Source organism: Pantoea sp. SJZ147, from assembly GCF_007828605.1.
GTDB classification, from domain to species: Bacteria; Pseudomonadota; Gammaproteobacteria; order Enterobacterales; family Enterobacteriaceae; genus Pantoea; species Pantoea allii.
Genome location: NZ_VIVB01000010.1, coordinates 1 through 15,453, shown reverse-complemented (window position 1 = coordinate 15,453; position 15,453 = coordinate 1). Strand labels below are relative to the sequence as shown.

Sequence of the window (15,453 nt, the reverse complement as noted above, 5' to 3'; positions counted from 1 at the left end):
AAGTAATTGCAGATATTTACTATAAAGCAAAATGGAATTTCTGCTGCCTCGCTTAACGGCGCCAGTGACGTAACAGGCGGCTCTTTAAGCCGGTATCGAAACGCCAGATGTGATCGAAGATGCGCATAATGCCGGGTTTTCCATGCGTAGACATGGCGACGGCATGGAAGCGCTGCTGCTGTTGCTGCTGACGGTGTTTAACGCTGCGTACCACCTCTTCTGGCAGGCGCTGCGCAATAAAATCCGACACTATCACGGCATCGGCATCGTGCCATAACGCGCCCTCCATCCGCTTGACCACGGCTGAAAGACAGGCCGCAAGGTCGGTTCCGCCACGAAAACGTTGGCTGAGAAAACGGATGGCCTGCTCCAGTCCGTCATCACCTGTTAATTCGTAACCAATTACGTCATGGGCGAATAACATGATGTAACAGCGGCGGCGATCGGCCAGTGCGACCTTGAGAAGTGCCAGGCAAAAGGCTTTTGCGCAGCGTTCATTAAAACCGCCCATCGAACCGGAGGTGTCAACACACACGATAAACGGACCTCGTGGCTGTTCTTCGTGCTGCTGGTGGCTGACGGGACGTTGGGTGATTTTTTCATGCCAGGCATCACCCTGAAGTTTGTAAGTAAGCAGTCGCTTCTCTACCAGCCTGCGGTAGAACTCAAGTTCAAGCTCGCTGACGCTTAACGCCGCCAGCTCGGGCGGCAGCAAACGCAGCACATCATCACTCTGATGAATGCCGCTGACTTCTTCCGGTACGGCATCAGGTTCGCGCACCAGGTGATGAAAGGCTTCCATCGGTGCGTCCTGCGAGGGAACCGATTTTGCTTCACGGCTGCGGCCTAACTGCTGGGCCAGCTTCATTAATTCAGGCTGCTGCGCCAGAAACTCACCGTACTGCAACATCAGCTGGTAGTCGCCGTGCTGAAGCGGGGCTTTGCCCATATCCCATAAGCGTCCGGCTGCGGCTTCGTCATCGTCTGCCAGAACCGGCGCCAGTTGACCGCTCAATGCCATACGTCGCTGTAACTCGGCCATCAGACGTTCGCGCTGCTGCTCAAGAAGCTGCTCATTAAGCGTGAGCGTTTGCAGCGTAAGGCTGAGCCGCCAGCGTTGCAGGAACAGCGTATGCTGAGCGCTGCTAAGATTGCCGGGATCGTTATGAAGCAGCAGGCGTTGTGCTTCTTCCAGAAAAGGGGACGTCAGACGTTCAAGGTGAGAAAGGGTTTCATCGAGCTGCTGGCTGAATTCACGATCGCTGAGTAACTGAATACGCTGGAATAACTGAAACTCTTCCGCCAGCGCTTCCGGTACGGGCGTGGCTTTGAGTTCGGCATCAATCTCCGCCTTCCAGCGAGGAACGTCGCGTAACAGCGCCTTTTTCATGCCGGGGAATTTTTCAAAGAACAGGGCCAGCTGTGGGGACGCGAGGAGTGCCAGAATTAACTCTTCAATCAGTTCGGTTTCACCGATTGACAGCAGGGTACTCAGCGTCTCCAGAGAGATCATTTACGCGCCTGTTTAAGTTGTTCCGCTACGTCCTGCAGGCTGGTTTCGACGCGAGCCAGCCAGTCATCACTGATAAACAGGCAACGTTGTTGCTGGCTGAACTGATGGCGCTGCTGACGTAGCTGGCTGTCGAGTTCATCCAGCGCTTCGCGGATTTCCTCAGGCAGCGCATCACTGCTGCTTGCGCCTGGCAGAGTCAGCCTGGACGTTTGCAGACTGACATCACGCACGGCCAGACAATGTTGAGCATCCACCAGCATATCCAGCGTTTGTGCAAAGCCAATGCCGTTTAATTTGCCGCGAACGTCACCACCTTTCTGTAGCCAGTGATTCAGCGCTTCACGCTCAATAACCAGATGCGTGACCTGCATATCATGCAGTGTAAGCGGCTTTTGCAGCATCAGGGTCAACTGCGCATCGGTAAAGCTTTCGGGCATATCGTAATGCGGTTTACGGCTGAACATGCCGCTGTGTTTCTCAAGCGTAATGGCGACGGCCACGCTTTGCTGCTGTTGCAGTGCCAGACGTCGCGCCTTGAGTTGCTGAAGCCTGAGTAGCATGGCCTGCTGTTGCCAGGCATGTTGCGTCATCAACTGATCGATTTCGCGATCCAGAAGTTGCATCGAAGTGACGTCGTGCCACAAACAGTCTTTCAACAAGATCAGATCCAGCGGAGCAATGGTGTTTCGCCCGCTGTAAAAGGCGCTGGCCTGCAGCAGATGTATGGCTTTTTTCCAGCGACGATCGGAGATGTAAGGCGCATCTGGCAACTTTTCCAACTGCTGACGTAGCTGATAGATCAGTTCGAACACGTTATCGGGCAGCGTGACCTGACTGATACCTTGTTGCCATTGCACATACTCTTCGTCGCTGATGCGCAGCGATTCGGCGACCGGATTGTCATTTTCATCCTGATGATGAGTCAGCATGCTGCGGAAGTTCTGCTTTTCATGCACGTTATCCAGCCACAGACGAATTAACATACGGTCATAGAGGGCTTCGAGCCCGCTGTCGGCTTCCGGTAGCTCATTCGAGGCCGTGACCAGCAAGCGCATGGGGATTTTTTCTTCGCTATCACCGTTGCGGAAACGGCGTTCGTTGATGGCGGTGAGCAGCGTGTTGAGGATTGCCGGGCCTGCTTTCCAGATCTCATCCAGAAATACGATTTCTGCATCCGGTAGATAGCCTTTGGTCAGCCGCTGATAGCGGCCTTCATCTTTTAACGCCTGAATCGACAGTGGACCAAACACTTCTTCCGGCGTGGAAAAGCGGGTCATCAGATACTCAAAGGCGCGGGCATGCTGGAAGGCGCACTTCAGGCGGCGGGCAATCAGGCTTTTTGCTATGCCCGGCGGCCCCAGCAGAAACACGCTTTCGCCGCTGAGGGCGGCGAGAAGGCAAAGGCGAATGGCATGATGACGCTCATACAAACCTTTTTCTAACGCATTGCTGAGACGAGAAATTCTTTCTGCCAAAAGATGGGGTTGAGCCATAATCACATCAATGTCCTTACAATCGTCGAGCCGCCGCGTTTTAGCGAACGCAATACTCTATAGGGTATGATGCGCGAAAGCGTTAATCGATGTCAGCTTTTTTGTTTCAGAAGGTTCGACAACACGGCTTTAAAGATTGCAGGCAACAGAAAAAACAGGGGATGGCCGTCTGTTACCACGACGGAGGTAGGAATTTTTGTGAATACGTGCATACTGTGCGCTTTTTGATGGCTTGTGCGCCTCTCAGACTCCAACAAAAGATAATTTTATGAGCTCGGATAATAAGCACTCACTAGGCGGATTAACGCTGGCTGCCATTGGTGTCGTCTACGGAGATATCGGCACCAGCCCGCTTTACACCTTACGCGAATGTCTTTCGGGGCAGTTTGGCTTTGGCGTGGAACGGGATGCGGTCTTTGGCTTTCTTTCGCTGATTTTCTGGCTGCTGGTGCTGGTGGTGTCGCTGAAATATATCAGCTACGTGATGCGTGCCGACAATGCCGGAGAAGGCGGTATTCTGACGCTGATGTCGCTGGCGGGGCGAAATACGGGCGGACGTGCCACTGCGATCCTGGTGATTATGGGGCTCATTGGCGGCAGTTTTTTCTATGGTGAGGTGGTGATCACCCCTGCCGTATCCGTATTGTCGGCGATTGAAGGTCTGGAAATCGCTGCGCCAAGCCTCGACAGCTATATTGTGCCGATGGCCATTGCCGTGCTGACCCTGCTGTTTGTCATTCAAAAACATGGCACCGGTATCGTGGGTAAACTGTTCGCGCCCGTCATGCTGCTGTGGTTTATCGTCCTGGCCGTACTGGGTGCGCGCAGCATTCTCAATAATCCTGAGGTATTACATGCATTAAACCCCTACTGGGCGCTGCACTTCTTTGTGGAATATAAGACGGTTTCCTTTTTTGCACTCGGAGCAGTGGTACTGGCGATTACGGGCGTCGAAGCGCTGTATGCGGATATGGGGCATTTTGGTAAATTCCCTATCCGGCTGGCATGGTTTGTGGTGGTGCTGCCTTCGCTGGTGCTCAACTATTTCGGTCAGGGTGCGTTGTTACTGAAGCATCCTGAAGCGATCAAAAACCCGTTTTTCCTGCTGGCACCCGACTGGGCGCTGATTCCCATGTTAATTCTGGCAACGTTAGCCACCGTCATCGCCTCACAGGCGGTGATTTCCGGGGTTTTCTCGTTAACCCGCCAGGCCGTGCGCCTGGGCTATTTACCCCCTATGCGCATCGTTCATACATCAGAAAATGAGTCTGGGCAGATCTATATTCCGGTAATCAACTGGCTGCTTTATTTCTCTGTTGTGATTGTCATCATCGGCTTTGAGCACTCCAGTAACCTGGCCGCGGCTTACGGTATTGCGGTGACGGGGACAATGGTACTGACCTCTATTCTTTGCGCGACCGTCGCGATACTGAACTGGCACTGGAATCGTTATCTGGTGGGGCTGATTTTAATTGTCATGCTGTGTATTGATGTGTCGCTGTTCTCGGCCAACCTGATCAAGATTTTCTCTGGTGGCTGGCTGCCGCTGACGCTGGCGCTGATGATGTTTATCGTGATGACCACGTGGAAGAGCGAACGTTTTCGTTTGCTGCGCCGCATGCATGAACACGGTAACTCCCTGGAGGCGATGATTGCGTCTCTGGAAAAATCGCCGCCTGTGCGCGTGCCGGGCACCGCGGTTTACATGTCGCGTGCACTGAACGTTATTCCTTTTGCCATGCTGCACAACCTGAAGCACAACAAGGTGCTGCATGAACGCGTCGTGCTGTTAACCCTGCGTACTGAAGATGCACCTTACGTGCATAACGTCCGGCGCGTCACCATCGAACAGCTGTCGCCCACCTTCTGGCGCGTGGTGGCGAGTTACGGCTGGCGCGAAACACCGAACGTGGAAGAGATTTTCCACCGTTGCGGTCTGGAAGGACTTAACTGCCGGATGATGGAGACGTCTTTCTTTATGTCCCATGAGTCGCTGATTATCGGTAAACGGCCCTGGTATTTGCGTCTGCGCGGCAAGTTGTTTATGACGCTACAACGCAATGCGCTACGTGCGCCCGATCAGTTTGAAATCCCGCCAAACCGGGTAATAGAACTGGGTACGCAGGTCGAGATTTAGACGACGACTGCGCCTGCCAGTCAGGCGCAGTGTGTTACCAACATAGCGTGACGCATAATCCGCCGCCGGGATGCGGAGCAAAGTGCAGTGTCATGCCATGCAGCTGTGCAATATTGCGCACTATCGATAACCCCAGCCCACTGCCGCTTTTTTCCTGCCCCGGCGGACGCCAGAAACGTTCCCCCAGGCGTTGCAGTTCATCTGCCGATAAACCGTTGCCGTTATCTTCCACCTTTAACGTATTCTGGCTAAGGGTAAGGTCAACGCGGCTGCCTGATGGTGTATAGCGGATAGCATTATCCAGCAGATTTCTGATCAGCAGAGACAGCAGCAGCGCATGTCCCGAGATAAGCGGATCGGCGGTAGCGTTAAGGCGTAACTTAATGTCAGCCTTATCTGCCAGCGGTAACTGTGAAGCCAGCGTGTCCTGTGCCACCTTTTTCAGCATAACGGGCTGGAACGCCTTGCGGACATCATCGGCTTCAATGCGCGACAGCGTAAGCAACTGATCGACCAGGCGGGTGGCCCGGACGATACCGGCATCTAACTGCTGCAGCGCGTGGGTGCGCATCGCCTCGTCATCGGCGGCCAACTGAATGACTTCGCTTTGCACCTGCAGCGCGGCCAGCGGACTGCGTAATTCGTGAGCCGCATCGGATGTGAAGCGGCGTTCCCGCTGCATCATGGTATGAATGCGGCTGAACAGGCCGTTAAGTGCATCAATCAACGGGCGGACTTCTTTAGGAACGCGCTGGGCCTGCAAGGGCGCGTCATCATCAGGCGCGCGCGCGGCAAGCTGCTGGCTCAGTTTTTTTAGTGGACGAAGTTCGTACCAGACCAGGCCCGTCAACATCAGCAGCATAAAAGGCAAGGAAATCAGCCAGGGCATCATGCCGGCATTGACCAGATCTTTTGCCATATCGTCACGGTATTCCCACTCCTGGCCGACGACGACACGGTAACGTTGATCGGGCGTGGTCAGCCAGACAAAGCGCCAGAGATCGTCATCCCCGTTAAGCTGGCCATTCTGGAAACCTTGATGATCCGCATTAAAGGGCAGATCTTTGCCATTATCGCCATCGTTGAGGATCTGTTTCCCCGCGCGGTCGAATACCGCGAAGGCCAGCGCGTCATCGTCCTGTTCGCCACGGTTATGGTGTAACAGCGTTTTCGTTTTTGGCAGCGACGTGCCGTTGAGCGAGGTAAAGTCCAGGGTCAGCAGGCGTTTAGCGAGCAACATTTGTTGCGTATCAAACAGCTCATTAATGGTGTCACGCGTTTTATACCAAGCGCTGAGCGTCGCTGTTCCCCAGCAAATGCCCAGGATCAGCACCAGGCCAATGCCAAGACGCAGGAACAAACTCATCGATCGCATTCGCTGTCTCCCAGCGTATAACCCACGCCGTGGATAGTGCGGATAAAGCGATTGCCGAGCTTCTTACGCAGATGATGAATATGCACTTCCACCGCGTTACTCGACACTTCGGTATCCCAGGTATACAACTTTTCTTCAAGCTGGCTACGCGTCAGTACCCGACCCGGATTACGCATAAACAGCTCAAGCAGCGCCAGCTCACGGCTTTTTAACGCAATGTTTTCGCCGTTTCTTTCTACGCTGAGATTGCCGGGAATCAATACCACATCCCCGTGGCGCAGTTCGGGCTGAAGTTGCCCGTGGCGGCGGCGAATCAATGCCTGTAACCGTGCGGCAACTTCTGTAAGGGCAAAGGGTTTGCACAGATAATCGTCAGCCCCCATCTGTAATCCTTCAACGCGTTGATCCAGGGCATCGCGGGCGGTGAGGATAAGGACCGGCACATCGTGCCCCTGCTGACGCCACTGGCGCAATATGTCCAGCCCGTCACGCTCCGGAAGGGACAAATCAAGTACGACCGCATCCCACGGTGCCGCCGTTAATGCCTGAAAACCCGCCTCACCTGAGACAAACCAGTCGACGCTGAACCCCAGCTTACTGAGCCCTGCTTTAATGCCATCTCCAATCAGACGATCGTCTTCAATGAGTAAAATTCGCATTCTCTCTCCCTTTTAATAAGCGATTTATACGAAGCTGGGTGGCCGTTGTACAGCGAGTTTGGCTAAAAACTGAGGTTATTTTCGCCTTAAGATCCTGTTAAGAACTCTATGTTTTACTACAGCCACTGACATAACAGCTTCATGGACAAGAGGTGACAAAATGAAAAAGTATGCTGCACTATTAGCCGTGACTATGCTGGCTTCTGCGCCGGTATTTGCCGCTCAACAGGGCGGATTCGTTGACCCGAATGCGTCAGCACCGGCAGCACATCATCAGCAAGGCGGTTTTAAAGCCGGTCAAAGCAGCGTTGTGACGGTGAAACAGGCTGAAGAAATGAAAGATGACAGCTGGATTACCGTTCGTGGCCAGCTTGAAAAGCAGATTGGCGACGAAGATTACCTGTTCCGTGACGAGACCGGCACGATGAAGGTAGAAATTGACCACAAGCGCTGGAACGGCCTGACCGTTTCGCCAAAAGATCGCGTCGAACTGACGGGTGAACTGGATAAAGATTTCAACAGCATTGAGCTGGACGTTAAACAGGTCAAGAAGCTGCCATAACGCCCCCCAAATGGACCGCCCCGGCGGTCCATTTTCCGCTTGGGCCATGTGCCTAACTCAAATTCTTTTCTGCAACAGCGAAACGTTTCGATAACGATCACAAATTTTTGATCCTGTGGTTGAGTTGTAACCTGTTTTTTATACACTCCAGAAAGCGAAACGTTTCGCTATGGAGTGTAAAAATGAAAAAAGGTCGCTTGTTAAACGCTGAACTCTCTCACGTTATCGCCCGCCTGGGCCACACGGACACGTTAACGATCGCCGATGCGGGCTTGCCGATTCCGGCAGGACCACAACGTATCGATCTGGCGCTGACGCCGGGTACGCCGGGATTTATGCAGGTGGTAGAAGCCGTTACGCTTGAGATGCAGGTGGAAAGCGCCTTTATTGCGGAAGAGATTAAGCAGCACAATCCGCAGCTCCACAGCGAACTGATCGCCGTGCTCGACGCATTGCAACAGCACCAGGGAAACACCATCACTACCCGCTACATCAGTCATGAACAGTTCAAACAACAAACACAACGTAGCCAGGCGGTCATTCGCAGCGGAGAGTGTTCTCCGTTTGCGAATGTCATCCTGAGCGCAGGTGTGACCTTCTGAGGCCATTATGCAACCCTTACTGCAGCTTAAAGGCATCGAAAAATCATTTCCCGGCGTTAAAGCGCTGAATGGTGCGTCATTGTCAGTCTGGCCGGGACGCGTAATGGCGTTGGTAGGTGAAAACGGCGCCGGCAAATCCACCATGATGAAGGTGCTCACCGGTATTTACAGCCGTGACGCCGGTTCGCTGTTATGGCTTGGTGAAGAAACCACGTTTAGCGGACCTAAAGCATCGCAGGAAGCGGGCATTGGTATTATCCATCAGGAACTTAACCTGATCCCTCAGTTAACTGTCGCGGAAAACATTTTCCTGGGGCGTGAATTCGTCAATGGTTTTGGCTGTATTAACTGGAAGCGGATGTATGCCGAGGCCGACGCGCTGTTGAAACGTCTGAATCTGCGTTTTAACAGCCATAAGCTGGTGGGCGATTTATCCATCGGCGATCAACAAATGGTCGAGATTGCCAAGGTCCTGAGTTTTGAGTCGAAAGTCATCATTATGGATGAGCCGACTGACGCGCTCACGGATACCGAAACCCTGTCGTTGTTCCGGGTCATCAATGAGCTGAAAGCGCAAGGCTGCGGTATCGTTTATATCTCCCATCGCATGAAAGAGATTTTCGAGATTTGCGATGACGTCACGGTGTTTCGTGATGGCCAGTTTATTGCTGAACGTGCCGTCAGCGATCTGAGTGAAGAGAGCCTCATTGAGATGATGGTGGGCCGTAAACTGGAAGATCAGTATCCCCATGTTGACGATGCTCCGGGTGAAGTGCGTCTTAAAGTGGAAAACCTTAGCGGGCCTGGCGTCGATAACGTCTCGTTTACCCTGCGTAAAGGTGAAATTCTGGGCGTGTCTGGCCTGATGGGCGCCGGACGTACCGAACTGATGAAAATTCTTTACGGTGCTGCGCCCCGCAGCGCCGGGCAGATCTGGCTGAGTGGACGTGAAGTGGTGACTCGCTCACCACAGGATGGCCTTGCCAATGGCATCGTGTATATCTCGGAAGACCGTAAGCGCGATGGCCTGGTGCTGGGCATGTCAGTAAAAGAGAACATGTCTCTGACCGCACTGCGCTACTTCAGCCACATGGGCGGCAGACTCAGGCACGCTGAAGAACAACTCGCCGTCAGCGACTTTATCCGCTTATTTAACGTTAAAACGCCGTCAATGGAGCAGCCGATTGGCCTGCTGTCAGGCGGTAATCAGCAAAAAGTCGCGATTGCCCGCGGGCTCATGACGCGCCCCAACGTGTTGATTCTTGATGAACCGACGCGCGGTGTCGACGTGGGGGCAAAAAAAGAGATTTATCAGCTTATTAACCAGTTCAAGGCCGAAGGGCTGAGCATTATTTTAGTGTCGTCAGAAATGCCAGAAGTTCTGGGCATGAGTGATCGCATTGTCGTGATGCATGAAGGCCGTTTAAGCGGCGAATTTACCCGTGAAGACGCTACTCAGGAAAGCCTGATGGCGGCAGCCGTCGGTAAGCAACACAGTGAGGATTTAGTTGTATGACCACCCAAACCGTTCCGTCTAACCGCCGCTGGTTCAGCAAAGCCTGGTTGCTTGAGCAAAAGTCGCTGATTGCGTTAATTGTGTTGATTGCCGTGGTCGCGAGCCAGAGCCCAAATTTCTTTACGGTGGCAAACCTGTTCAACATCCTGCAGCAGACATCGGTCAACGCCATCATGGCGGTGGGCATGACGCTGGTTATTCTGACATCCGGTATCGATCTGTCTGTGGGATCGCTGCTGGCGCTTACGGGCGCGGTGGCGGCATCGCTGGTGGGGATGGAGGTAAATGCCTTTGTTGCCGTAGCGGCTTCGCTGGCGTTGGGGGCCGCTATTGGTGCGGTCACCGGCACCATTGTGGCGCGCGGTAAGGTGCAGGCTTTTATTGCCACGCTGGTGATGATGTTGTTACTGCGCGGTGTCACCATGGTGTACACCAACGGCAGCCCTGTGAATACCGGCTTTAATGACAATGCCGACCTGTTTGGCTGGTTTGGTATCGGTCGTCCGTTGGGCATTCCTACACCGGTATGGCTGATGGCGGTGGTGTTCGTGGCAGCCTGGTACATGCTGCACCACACGCGGTTGGGCCGCTATATCTATGCGCTGGGTGGTAATGAAGCCGCAACACGTCTTTCCGGCATTAATGTTAACCGGGTAAAAGTGATTGTTTACTCACTGTCCGGCATGCTGGCGGCGCTGGCGGGTTCTATCGAAGTCGCCCGTCTTTCTTCCGCCCAGCCGACGGCCGGAACAGGTTATGAACTGGATGCCATTGCCGCCGTTGTTCTGGGTGGTACCAGCCTGGCGGGCGGAAAGGGCCGGATTGTTGGCACCTTAATTGGCGCATTAATCCTCGGCTTTTTGAACAATGGTTTAAATTTGATGGGTGTATCTTCGTACTACCAGATGATCGTTAAAGCGGTAGTCATTCTGCTGGCGGTGCTGGTGGACAATAAAAGCAGCAAATAACTCAGACCTTTATACAGGATAAAATGATGAAAAAGTTAACTGCATTAGCTGTGATCCTTGGTGCAACGCTCAGCGCCAGCGCAATGGCTAAAGATACCATTGCCTTAGTTATCTCTACGCTGAACAACCCGTTTTTCGTTTCACTGAAAGAGGGTGCACAGAAAGAAGCCGATAAACTGGGCTACAACCTGGTCGTGCTGGATTCACAGAACAACCCGGCAAAAGAACTGGCCAACGTTCAGGACTTAACCGTGCGCGGGACGAAAGTGCTGCTGATTAACCCTACCGATTCTGATGCTGTCGGCAACGCAATCAAAATGGCTAACCAGGCGAAGATCCCGGTGATCACCCTGGACCGTGTCGCTGCACAGGGCACCGTGGTCAGTCACGTGGCATCTGATAACCGCTTTGGCGGTAAAATGGCGGGTGACTACATCGCACGTAAACTGGGTGATAACGCGAAAATTATCGAATTAGAAGGCATCGCGGGTACCTCGGCTGCACGTGAACGTGGCGAAGGTTTTAAACAGGCCGCTGATGCACATAAATTCCAGATTCTGGCCAGTCAGCCGGCTGACTTTGATCGTACTAAAGGTTTGAACGTTATGCAGAACCTGCTGCAGGCGCATCCGGATGTGCAGGCTGTGTTTGCTCAGAACGATGAAATGGCGCTGGGTGCACTGCGTGCGCTGCAAACGGCGGGCAAAACCGATGTAATGGTTGTGGGTTTTGATGGCACGCCAGATGGTGTGAAAGCGGTTGAAGGCGGAAAACTGGCCGCGACCGTGGCTCAGATGCCAGAGAAAATTGGCATGATCGGCGTTCAGACTGCTGATAAAGTGCTGAAAGGTGAAAAAGTGCAGGCGATCAATCCGGTCGACCTGAAACTGGTTACCAAATAAATCGAAGAAAAGCAGGGCACTGCGTCACCCGTCGGTGGCGCACTTATTTCGGACTCTCCCAATGAGCAAAAACGCAAAACTGGCCGTTCTCGGTAGCATCAATGCTGACCATATCCTTAATCTGGCTCACTTTCCCCGCCCCGGCGAAACGGTGATCGGGCAGAAATATCAGATTGCGTTTGGCGGTAAAGGCGCAAATCAGGCTGTCGCCGCGGGCCGTGCGGGTGCCGATATTGCCTTTATAGCCTGTGTCGGTGCCGATGACATTGGTGAACGCATCTGCCAGCAGTTAGCGCAGGACAATATTGATACCCATCCAGTAGAAGCGGTCGAAGGTGAATCTACCGGTGTCGCGATGATTTTCGTCAACGGCGAAGGTGAGAATAATATTGGCATCTATTCCGGTGCTAACGCGGCGTTAACGCCGCAGTATGTCGAACGTCACCAGCAGGTGATTGCGCAGGCCGATGCCTTGCTGATGCAGCTTGAGTCGCCGCTGGACAGTGTTTTAGCTGCGGCGACTTTAGCCAGACAGCATCAGACCCATGTAATTTTGAATCCCGCCCCGGCGACAAAACTGTCCGATAGTTTGTTAGCGCTTATCGACATCATTACGCCGAATGAAACTGAAGCAGAAATTCTCACCGGCATCGCGGTTAATAATGATGACGATGCCGCACGTGCCGCCGCCGCATTGCATGACAAAGGTATTGCGACCGTCTTGATCACCCTTGGCCGCCGCGGCGTCTGGTTGAGTGAAAATGGTAAAGGGCAGCGCATTGCGGGTTTTGACGTTAACGCGGTCGACACCATTGCGGCTGGCGATACGTTTAACGGGGCATTTATCACAGCTCGTCTTGAAGGTAAGGCCATGCATGATGCCGTTCGCTTTGCCCACGCCGCAGCGGCAATTGCGGTAACCCGTTCTGGCGCCCAGCCTTCTGTACCCTGGCGTGCGGAGATCGACGACTTTTTACAGCAGCAGGGTTAAGCGCTTGGCTACGATGAAAGATGTTGCCAGACTGGCGGGAGTGTCAACTTCAACGGTTTCACACGTTATCAATAAGAACCGTTTTGTCAGTGATGGCGTGCGTGAAAAAATCGAACAGGCGATCCGCGATCTCAATTATGCGCCGTCGGCATTAGCACGTAGCCTTAAGCTTAACCAAACCAATACCATCGGTATGTTACTGACCGCCAGTAGTAACCCTTTTTATGCTGAAGTCGTGCGCGGCGTAGAAGACAGTTGCTATGAGCGTGGATACAGCCTGATTCTGTGTAATACCGCAGGCGATGAAGCGCGCATGAACCGCAGTCTGGAAACGCTGCTGCAAAAACGCGTGGATGGTTTACTTATCATGTGCACTGAAAGCCATCTACCCTCGGCTGAAATCCTTAATCGTTATCCTTCTATCCCAATGGTGATGATGGACTGGGCACCTTTTGAAGGCCGGGGCGATATTATTCAGGACAATGCGCTTCTGGGCGGTGAACTGGCAACACAGCATCTTATTGATAGTGGCTATTCACGTATCGCCTGTATTTCAGGGCCGCTTGATAAAACGCCGGCGCGTATGCGACTGGAAGGGTATTACCAGGCGATGCAGAAAAACGGTCTGGATGTCCCGCCCGAATATGTTGTGAGTGGCGATTTTGAGTTTTCAGGCGGCTACAACGCAATGTTTGAATTGCTGGCGCTGGACAGGCCCCCGCATGCGGTTTTTACCAGCAATGACGCGATGGCGGTCGGGGTTTATCACGCGTTGCATCAGGCCGGATTGCAGATTCCACGAGATATGGCGGTGATGGGATATGACGACATTGAACTGGCGCGCTATATGTCACCCCCGCTCAGTACCATCCATCAACCCAAAGACGAACTGGGTGAACTGGCGATAGATACGCTGATTCATCGTCTGAGCAATCCCGACGTCAGTCAGCAAACGCTGGTGCTGACGCCGGAGTTAGTACCGCGAGGCTCGGTCTAAGCTTTCTTCTTTTTGTCCCGATTGCTAATCAGGTTACGTCCGTCACCGTTGCGCAGCATCATAAATGTCAGCGCCGACAGCACGGTAACAATGCCCATCGTCAGGAAGGTAGAATGGAACTGTTCTACCGTCGTGCCATCAAATTCCTGATAAAAACGCAGTACGGCAGCACTGACCGCGACGCCAAAACTGATAGCCAGTTGTTGCGTTACGGCTAAGACGCTATTTCCACCGCTGGCGTTGTCGTCATCTAAATCGGCCAGAGTAATCGTGTTCATCGCTGTAAACTGGGTGGACATCGCCATGCCCAGCAGAAAGAGCGGTATCAACAATAACGCGATGCTTTCAGAAGGCGACTGCAGGGAGAAGCTGGCGATCATAAACCCGATGATTACCGTAATGCTCACCAGCAAGCGGCGATAACCAAACCAGCGCAGCAGCTGCGTCACGCTCTGTTTCGCGAGAATAGAGCCAACGGCCGTTGGTGCCATCATGCATCCTGCCAGAATCGCTGAATAACCGAATCCCACCTGAAGCATCAGCGGCATTAAAAATGGAACACAGCCTGTACCCAGTCGTGAAGCGATATTGCCAATGATACCTACCGAGAAGGTGCGGGTCTTAAACATGGGCAGATTGATCAGGGGAGAAGGATGGCGCCGGGCATGTGCTATATAGAGAAGCAATAACACAATACCGCCGCACAGTACCGCTGCCGCAATCCAGGGCGAGACAATGCGCTCACCAAATAGCTCGATACCTGTAGAGAGCATCACCAATCCAATTCCGAACAGTAGAAAGCCCAGAAAGTCGAAGCGGCGTTTTGGCGTGGTGAAGTCAGGCATATATTTTCGCGCATAGAATATGCCAAGTATGCCAATAGGGATGTTAATCAGGAATATCCAGTGCCAGGTGGCATACGTCACCATAACACCGCCCAGCAGAGGCCCAAGGATTGGCCCCACTAAACCTGGCATCGTCACAAAGTTAAGGATGGGCAGGAGTTCACTGCGCGGATAAGCACGCAGAAGTGCCAGGCGGGCCACCGGCATCATCATTGCGCCACCGACTCCCTGAATGATGCGTGAAGTGACCAGAACCGATAAAGAGGGCGATAAGGCGCAGGCTAACGACCCCAGCGTAAAGAGAGAGACGGCAATCATGAAGATTTTGCGTGTGCCGTAACGATCTGCAAGCCAACCGCTAACCGGGATGAGCATGGCAACAGTTAAGGTATAGCTGATCACGGCGGACTGCATGGCAAGGGGGGAACGCTCAAGGCTGGTGGCGATCGCGGGCAGAGCGGTATTCAATATGGTGGCATCCAGTGATTGCATAAAGAATGCCATAGCGGCAATCCATGGCAGACCGGCCATACTGCGCGCGGATGTGATCATTGAGCGTCCTTCGTAATGTTTTCAGCAAAGATAATGAAGAAGAATAGCATTGGCAGAAATGCACAATACGCCTCTTTTCATGACTGTGTGGTGATTTCCGTGCGTTCTTTAGGCAGGAAGTGTTGGTTTTTAGCGCGTTCGTTTAAAAATAAACCGCTCAGTCATTTTTTTGTAATTAATGCTTGTCACTCAGAGAGAACGCCCTATAATGCGCCTCCACTGACACGGCACAACGGCTTACGGAATGCGGTGTCGGGAGGTTCAGGAAACTGAGCCGCCGGAGAAAAACTTCTGAAAAAGAGGTTGACTCTGAAGGAGGAAAGCGTAATATACGCCACCTC

The 15,453-nt window shown here is 53.1% G+C and carries 13 protein-coding genes; 8 read left to right on the top strand and 5 right to left on the bottom strand.

Going from position 1 to position 15,453, the window contains the following annotated elements:
* Window positions 1–52 precede the first annotated feature (52 nt).
* Together viaA and ravA are read right to left on the bottom strand one after the other, a co-directional pair.
* The gene (gene viaA, locus FBY13_RS15020; RefSeq protein WP_145394534.1) at window positions 53–1,513 is read right to left on the bottom strand and encodes an ATPase RavA stimulator ViaA; all 1,461 of its coding nucleotides are present in this window, start codon (window positions 1,511–1,513) and stop codon (window positions 53–55) included.
* On the bottom strand, window positions 1,510–3,006 hold the full coding sequence (gene ravA / locus FBY13_RS15015) for an ATPase RavA (RefSeq protein WP_063881064.1): 1,497 nt from the start codon (window positions 3,004–3,006) through the stop codon (window positions 1,510–1,512). The genes viaA and ravA overlap by 4 nt, the downstream gene beginning before the upstream one ends.
* A gap of 268 nt (window positions 3,007–3,274) precedes the next feature.
* On the opposite strand from ravA, the gene kup reads away from it, so the two are divergent.
* Entirely contained in the window at window positions 3,275–5,143 is a 1,869-nt protein-coding gene (gene kup, locus FBY13_RS15010) for a low affinity potassium transporter Kup (RefSeq protein WP_145394533.1), read from the top strand.
* A gap of 34 nt (window positions 5,144–5,177) precedes the next feature.
* Here kup and qseC read toward each other — a convergent pair whose 3' ends face one another.
* Together qseC and qseB are read right to left on the bottom strand one after the other, a co-directional pair.
* Window positions 5,178–6,518, bottom strand: a complete 1,341-nt coding sequence (gene qseC, locus FBY13_RS15005) for a quorum sensing histidine kinase QseC (RefSeq protein WP_145394532.1) — start codon at window positions 6,516–6,518, stop codon at window positions 5,178–5,180.
* Window positions 6,506–7,177 (bottom strand): quorum sensing response regulator transcription factor QseB, encoded by a 672-nt coding sequence (gene qseB / locus FBY13_RS15000; RefSeq protein WP_063877760.1) that lies wholly within the window; start codon window positions 7,175–7,177, stop codon window positions 6,506–6,508. Before qseB ends, qseC begins: the two co-directional genes overlap by 13 nt.
* Before the next feature lie 160 nt (window positions 7,178–7,337).
* Between qseB and FBY13_RS14995 the strand changes: the two genes are divergently transcribed.
* The 7 genes from FBY13_RS14995 (at window position 7,338) to rbsR (ending at window position 13,715) form a co-directional block, all read left to right on the top strand.
* A complete protein-coding gene (locus FBY13_RS14995) occupies window positions 7,338–7,739 on the top strand; it encodes a YgiW/YdeI family stress tolerance OB fold protein (RefSeq protein WP_063877759.1) in 402 nt (133 codons plus the stop codon).
* Window positions 7,740–7,921: 182 nt separating this feature from the next.
* Window positions 7,922–8,341, top strand: coding sequence for a D-ribose pyranase (gene rbsD / locus FBY13_RS14990; protein ID WP_109717959.1), 420 nt, complete (start codon window positions 7,922–7,924; stop codon window positions 8,339–8,341).
* A gap of 7 nt (window positions 8,342–8,348) precedes the next feature.
* A complete protein-coding gene (gene rbsA / locus FBY13_RS14985; RefSeq protein WP_063877757.1) occupies window positions 8,349–9,857 on the top strand; it encodes a ribose ABC transporter ATP-binding protein RbsA in 1,509 nt (502 codons plus the stop codon).
* Window positions 9,854–10,825 carry a ribose ABC transporter permease gene (gene rbsC / locus FBY13_RS14980; protein WP_063877756.1) on the top strand — a complete coding sequence of 324 codons (972 nt, stop codon included), beginning with the start codon at window positions 9,854–9,856 and terminating at the stop codon, window positions 10,823–10,825. The genes rbsA and rbsC overlap by 4 nt, the downstream gene beginning before the upstream one ends.
* Window positions 10,826–10,851: 26 nt before the next feature.
* On the top strand, window positions 10,852–11,727 hold the full coding sequence (rbsB, locus tag FBY13_RS14975; protein WP_063877755.1) for a ribose ABC transporter substrate-binding protein RbsB: 876 nt from the start codon (window positions 10,852–10,854) through the stop codon (window positions 11,725–11,727).
* Between the two features lie 61 nt (window positions 11,728–11,788).
* Complete coding sequence (rbsK, locus tag FBY13_RS14970) at window positions 11,789–12,718, top strand: ribokinase (RefSeq protein ID WP_145394531.1); 930 nt, start codon at window positions 11,789–11,791, stop codon at window positions 12,716–12,718.
* A 13-nt stretch (window positions 12,719–12,731) separates the two neighbouring features.
* The gene (gene rbsR, locus FBY13_RS14965) at window positions 12,732–13,715 is read left to right on the top strand and encodes a ribose operon transcriptional repressor RbsR (RefSeq protein WP_063877753.1); all 984 of its coding nucleotides are present in this window, start codon (window positions 12,732–12,734) and stop codon (window positions 13,713–13,715) included.
* Here rbsR and mdtD read toward each other — a convergent pair.
* The gene (gene mdtD / locus FBY13_RS14960; protein ID WP_096012541.1) at window positions 13,712–15,112 is read right to left on the bottom strand and encodes a multidrug transporter subunit MdtD; all 1,401 of its coding nucleotides are present in this window, start codon (window positions 15,110–15,112) and stop codon (window positions 13,712–13,714) included. The two genes, rbsR and mdtD, sit on opposite strands and share 4 nt — an antisense overlap.
* Between the last annotated feature and the right edge of the window lie 341 nt (window positions 15,113–15,453).